The sequence below is a fragment of the Gilliamella sp. B3367 genome (assembly GCF_026536825.1).
GTDB lineage: Bacteria > Pseudomonadota > Gammaproteobacteria > Enterobacterales > Orbaceae > Gilliamella > Gilliamella apicola_E.
In genome coordinates this window covers 1-6,288 of the sequence record NZ_JAFNNJ010000016.1, presented here as the reverse complement: position 1 = coordinate 6,288, position 6,288 = coordinate 1, and the positions used below count along the sequence as shown (strand labels likewise).

Sequence of the window (6,288 nt, the reverse complement as noted above, 5' to 3'; positions counted from 1 at the left end):
CAGTTTAAATTTTTCACTGAAACTTATTTTTCCGCGCAATCAAGTGAAATTCTGCGAATTTTCGCGCGATCGCTTCCGCGATCCTATTTTCGATCCTTTCCCAAATTATCTCGGCAGATTGTTTTTTTCGTGGCCTTTTTCCTTCCTTTTTCGGGTCACGCATTGTCATCACAGACAACAGCAAATCAGATACAGGGTAATGCGCCGTATTTGACTTTCGACGGTGGTCGTACACGTGTTGTTGATACTAACGGTCTGCTTGGGATTACTTTATCTGACGGAACTAGGTACACGCCTTCTACCAATTCATCATCTTCTTCAAGACCTATCGTCTTGCCGGTTGTGGGTCAGAGTTTTGCTGATATTAGTATGTTGGTTCCTACTGATACTAATTCAGTCGATTTAAGTTCTCTTATCGGTCCTCCTAATAATTATTGGGGGGATGATGATGGTGATTCTGGCGTTACTGCTACTGGTTCTTTGAGTTTATCTATCGTCGATAAAAACAATCGGCCTGTATCACGTGATACAGTGTTAACGACATGTACTGATTCTGCACCTTATAAGGTTACGTTATCCAGTACTGACGGTACATTATCAACTCGTTACGGATTTCCTAATCGTAGTACTTTCAGTGCCCGTAGTGAGACTTATTACGTCAATCCTAAGGCTTCGCCGGTGGTTTGTTTTGCTCGGCCTAATTTAATGTTCGGTAAGCGTGGTGATGATAGGTATAACCCATCTTTTGATTTTGCTGGCCCAGCTTCAATGTGGGACCCTCGTAATGGTTTTATCCCTCAGTCAACTGGCCCATCCTCTTACGGTAGAAACTTTCCTACAACTGGTGGTAATGGATTGTACTTTGATTTACTCATTAGTGGTGTAAGTCAGCCATTGTCTTGGTCTCGTGTTTCTCGGGGTCGTATCACAGCTACAATGACTAATTCTACCGCTACAAGGGTTCGTGTTACTTTAACAGGTCCTTACGCTGGTACTGACCGGCATAATGCAGACAATCCTGGTCGTCTTACTAAACCTACTTTGCCTCAGACATTCGAGTTGGTCGGTCGTGATAATAATGGTACTCCAGTCGTCAGATATGGTTTTACTTTGAAGCAGTGGTTCGTTCACCGTAGTTCTAAGGGGGGCAATTATTCTAATACTTTATCTTGGTGTAGTCGTCTTGGTTATCGTCTTGTTAAGGTAAAGGATTTAACCAACGCTGTTCGTACAGATGTAGTCGTACCTAGTGCCCCCCCTTTCTCGCCGGGTAATCATTATATGCGTCATATAGATGCTGGATTTTTGGCTGAGTGGGGCGACCCGGACTATTACCAGCCTAACGTTGGCTTCTTTGACCTTTGGTACTGGACCAGTGACCATAATGGTAGTCATCCATTTGAAGTACTTACAGGCAGAGGTACTGTAGGTTGGACATCCCCCGACCACACTATCGTCTTCGGGCTTTGCGTCTATCCTTAGTTCTTATTCCTTCGTCCTTAATCCTTAGGCTGGGGGTGTGGGTGATAAAAAATAGTATTAGGTGATTAAAAGTAAGCTGACTCAAGGAGTCAACGTCGTTTAGCTATAAAAAAAGCGATTTTGCGGCTAAGCGGCGTTTGAATTACCCGCCTCGGCGGGTTTATTTTTGAGGTTTTTTATCGCAAAAAAGTTGAGGAGTGGGGTTTTTGAGGTTTTAGATTTCACTTAAAACTTTTAAATGATCATAACCACTATTTTAAATACTAAAATAATTTTTTCAGGATCAATAACCATGATTCTAAAGATTTGTAATGATGATAGTCTTTAATTAAAACAGTGCTTAATCAATTATAATTTAGATTCTTTTTAGATCGTCTTTACAAAAGTTAACGTAATTGAGCGAAAAAAAGTGTTGCATCGTGTTTTTCCAATCACTATACTTTTTACACGGTTTTAGCTACAAGGCTAAAATTTGATATAAAAGTATAAAATTACAAATAAATCAAAAAATTACTTGACAAGGTAGTCTAAAATGCATTATAATTTTCAACAGGCAACAGGCAACAGGCAACCTGGCCAACCTATCTTTTAAATTCGTCTAAGTCCAACTCCCAGTTTAAATTTTTCACTGAAACTTATTTTTCCACGCAATCAAGTGAAATTCTGCGAATTTTCGCGCGATCGCTTCCGCGATCCTCTTCTCGATCTTTTTTCCGGTCGTTTTTCGGATCCTCTTTCAGATTTCGATCATTTCCCAAATTATCCCGGCAAATTGTTTTTTTCGTGGTCTTTTTCCTTCCTTTTTCGGGGCACGCATTGACATCACAGACAACTAGGAATGTGATACAGGGTACTGCACCTTATCTGACTTTCGACGGTGGTCGTACTCGTGTGGTTGATGCTAACGGTCTGCTTGGGATTACGTTATCTGATGGTACGCAATATATGCCATCAACCAATCTTTCATATATAACCCCAATCTCCTTGCCGGTTGCGGGTCAGAGTTTTGCTGATATAAGTATGTTGGTCCCAACTAATACTAATTCAGTCGATTTAAGTACACTTATCGGTCCTCCTAATAATTATTGGGGTGATGATGATGGTGATTCTGGTGTTACTGCTACAGGTCGTTTAAGTTTATCTATCGTCGATAAAAACAATCAAGCTGTATCACGTAGTACCGTGCCAGAGATTTGTAAGGCACCTTATAAGGTTACCTTATCTAGTACTAACGGTACATTATCCACACGTTATGGGGTTCCTAATCATAGTGATTTCCGTGCTAGTTATGTGACTTATTATGTTAATCCTAAGGCATCGCCTGTGGTTTGTTTTGCCACTCCTAGTTTGAGTTGGGGTTCAGATAATTATGCTGGCCCAGCTTCGATGTGGGCCCCTGCTAATGGTTTTATTCCTCAGTCAACTGGCCCATCCTCTTACGGTAGAAACTTTCCTACTACTGGCGCTAACAAACTGTACTTTGATTTACTCATTAGTGGTGTTAGTCAGCCATTGTTTTGGTCTCCAGTTTCTCTGGGTGGTATCACCGTCACAATGTCTAATCCTACAGCTACAAGCGTACGTGTTACTTTAACTGGTCCTTACGCTACTCAATCCCAGCATAATTCATCCAGTCCTATTTCTATTTCTAAACCTACTTTGCCTCAGACCTTCGAGTTGGTCGGTCGTGATAATAATGGTACTTCTGTTGTTAAATATGGTTTTACTTTGAAGCAGTGGTTCGTCAACCGAGGTTCTAAAAAGGACAGGTATCCTCAAACCTTATCTTGGTGTAATAGTATTGGTTATCGGATGCCTCGCGTAAGGGATTTAACCAATGCATCTTGTCCGCCTGGCTCCTATTATGATTCTAGGTGTCGTGGTTCAGTCGGGGCCAGCCCTTCCTCGCCTAATAATCTTTACACGCGTCATATAGGTTCTGGCTTTTTCTCGGAGTGGGGCACAATGGATTATTATTCAGGCGCTGGCTTCAACAGCGGTTGGCACTGGACTAGTGAACCGTTTGGTAGTAAACAGTTTACCGTGGACTCACAATACGGTTACGTGCATGGGACCTACACCAACAACAACTACTACGGACTATGCTCCCATCCTTAGTATTTATTTCTTCGTCCTTAATCCTTAGACTGGGGGTGGGGGGTGATAAAAAATAGTATTAGGTGATTAAAAGCAAGCTGACTCAACGAGTCAACGTCGTTTAGCCATAAAAAGCGATTTTGGGGCTAAGCGACGTTTGAATTACCCGCTTAGGCGGGTTTATTTTTGATGTGTTTTTTAGCAAAAAAGTTGAGGAGTGGGGTTTTTGAGGTTCTAAATTCTGCTTTGCAATGTTGCCTCAAATAAATAATTCCGCTCTAACTATGGCACTCTTTAGTTGTCGTGTTTTTCCATCAAAAAAAGTTGAGGAGCGGGGTTTTTGAAGTTCTAAATTTCACTTAAAAATTATTAAATGATCCAAATCACTAAATTTCTAATCCAAAGCCCTAAAATAAAATTTTTAAGGATCAATTGCTCTAATTCTAAAGATTTGTAATCGCGATATATTTAATTAAAACAATAGTTAATAAATTATAAATTAGATCCTTTTTAGATCTTATTTACAAAAGTTAACGTAAATGAGTGAAAAAAAGTGTTGCATCGTGTTTTTCCAATCACTATACTTTTTACACGGTTTTAGCTACTAGGCTAAAATTTGACAGAAAAGTATAAAATTGTAAATTAATCAAAAAATTACTTGACAGGATAGTCTAAAATGCAATATAATTTTCAACAGCCAACAGCCAACAGCCAACTTGCCAAACCTATCTTTTAAATTCGTCTAAGTCCAGCACCCAGTTTAAATTTTTCACTGAAGCTTATTTTTCTACTCAATCAAGTGAAAATCTGCGAATTTTCGCGCGATCGCTTCCGCGATCCTCTTTTCGTTTCTTTTTCCGATCGTTTTCCGGCTCCATTTTCAGATCCTTTTCGCGATCCTTTTTCGGATCCTGTTTTCGATCCTTTTCCGAATTATCCCGGCAGATTGTTTTTTTCGTGGTCTTTTTCCTTCCTTTTTCGGGTCACGCATTGACATCACAGACAACAGCAAATCAGATACAGGGTACTCCGCCTTATCTGACTTTCGACGGTGGTCGTACACGTGCGGTCGATGCTAACGGTCTGCTTGGGATTACTCTATCTGATGGTACGCAATATACACCTTCTACCAATTTATCATCTGCAACCCCAATCGTCTTGCCGGTTGCAGGTCAGAGTTTTGCTGATATTCGTATGTTCGTTCCTACTGATACTAACTCAGTCGATTTAAGTTCTCTTATCGGTCCTCCTAATAATTATTGGGGGGATGATGATGGAGATAGTGACGTTACTGCTACTGGTCGTTTAAGTTTATCTATCGTCGATAAAAACAATCAGTCAGTATCACGTAATTCCGTGCTAACAATCTGTAACGCACCTTATAGGATTAAGTTATCTAGTACTGACGGTACATTATCTACTCGTTACGGTATTCCTAATCGTAGTGATTTCCGTGCTAGTAATGTGACTTATTACGTCAATCCTAAGGCTGGTCCAGCTATTTGTTTTGCTCGGCCTAACTTAAAGTTTGGTAAGCTTGGAGATGATAGTTCTCACCCATATTGGGATTTTGCTGGCCCAGCTTCGATGTGGGACCCTGCTAAGGGTTTTCTCACTCGGTCAACAGACCCATCCTCTTACGGTCTAAACTTTCCTACTACTGGTGCTAATAGATTGTACTTTGATTTAGATATTAGTGGTGTTAGTCAACCTTTGTATTGGTCTTCTGTTTCTCTGGGTGGTATCACAGCTACTATGTCTAATTCTACTGTTACAAGCGTTCGCGTTACTTTAACTGGTCCTTACGCTACCACATCCCAGCATAATTCTAGAAATCCTGACCCTATTTCTAAACCTACTTTGCCTCAGACCTTCGAGTTGGTCGGTCGTGATACTAATGGTACTCCTGTCGTCAAATATGGTTTTACTTTGAAGCAGTGGTTCGTCCACCGAGGTTCTGTGGAGACAAATTATTCTAATACATTATCTTGGTGTAATAGTCTTGGTTATCGTCTGCCTCGCGTAAGGGATTTAACCAACGCATCTTGTCCAAACAACGATTCTAGGTGTCGTGGTTCAGTCGGCGCCACCCCTTCCTCGCTGGGTAATTGGTATATGCGTCATATAGGTTCAGGTTTTTTCACGGAGTGGGGCTTTATGCCTGATTATTCAGGCGTTGGCTTCAACAACCGCTATGGATACTGGACTAGTGACCCGTATTTTATCGTGGGCCATTACTTTGGTGTAATTGCAGGGACAAGTTCCTACGAAACCTGGTCCACGCTTTGTGCCCATCCTTAGTTTTTATTCCTTCGTCCTTCGTCCTTAATCCTTAGAGCGGGGGTGGGGGGTGATAAAAAATAGTATTAGGTGATTAAAAGTAAGCTGACTCAAGGAGTCAACGTCGTTTAGCCATAAAAAAAGCGATTTTGCGGCTAAGCGACACTTCAATTACCCGCCTCGGCGGGTTTATTTTTTAGGTATTTTATCTCAAAAAAGTTGAGGAGCGGGGTTTTTGAGGTTCTAAATTCTGTTTTGCAATGTTGTCTCAAATAAATAATTCCGCTTTAAACTAAGGCGTTTTTTAGTAGCTGTGTTTTTTCATCAAAAAAAGTTGAGGAACGGGGTTTTTGAGGTTTTAAATTTCACTTAAAACTTTTAAATGATCATAACCACTATTTTAAATACTAAAATAATTTTTTCAGGATC

The 6,288-nt window shown here is 40.5% G+C and carries 3 protein-coding genes; all 3 read left to right on the top strand.

The window, feature by feature from the left end:
* The first annotated feature begins 129 nt into the window (after positions 1 to 129).
* Positions 130 to 1,482: a hypothetical protein gene (locus J3U23_RS11945; protein ID WP_267339329.1), complete on the top strand. Its 1,353-nt coding sequence runs from the start codon at positions 130 to 132 to the stop codon at positions 1,480 to 1,482.
* Between the two features lie 783 nt (positions 1,483 to 2,265).
* Positions 2,266 to 3,600: a hypothetical protein gene (locus tag J3U23_RS11940; RefSeq protein ID WP_267339328.1), complete on the top strand. Its 1,335-nt coding sequence runs from the start codon at positions 2,266 to 2,268 to the stop codon at positions 3,598 to 3,600.
* 936 nt (positions 3,601 to 4,536) lie between these two features.
* On the top strand, positions 4,537 to 5,880 hold the full coding sequence (locus tag J3U23_RS11935; protein WP_267339327.1) for a hypothetical protein: 1,344 nt from the start codon (positions 4,537 to 4,539) through the stop codon (positions 5,878 to 5,880).
* Positions 5,881 to 6,288 lie beyond the last annotated feature (408 nt).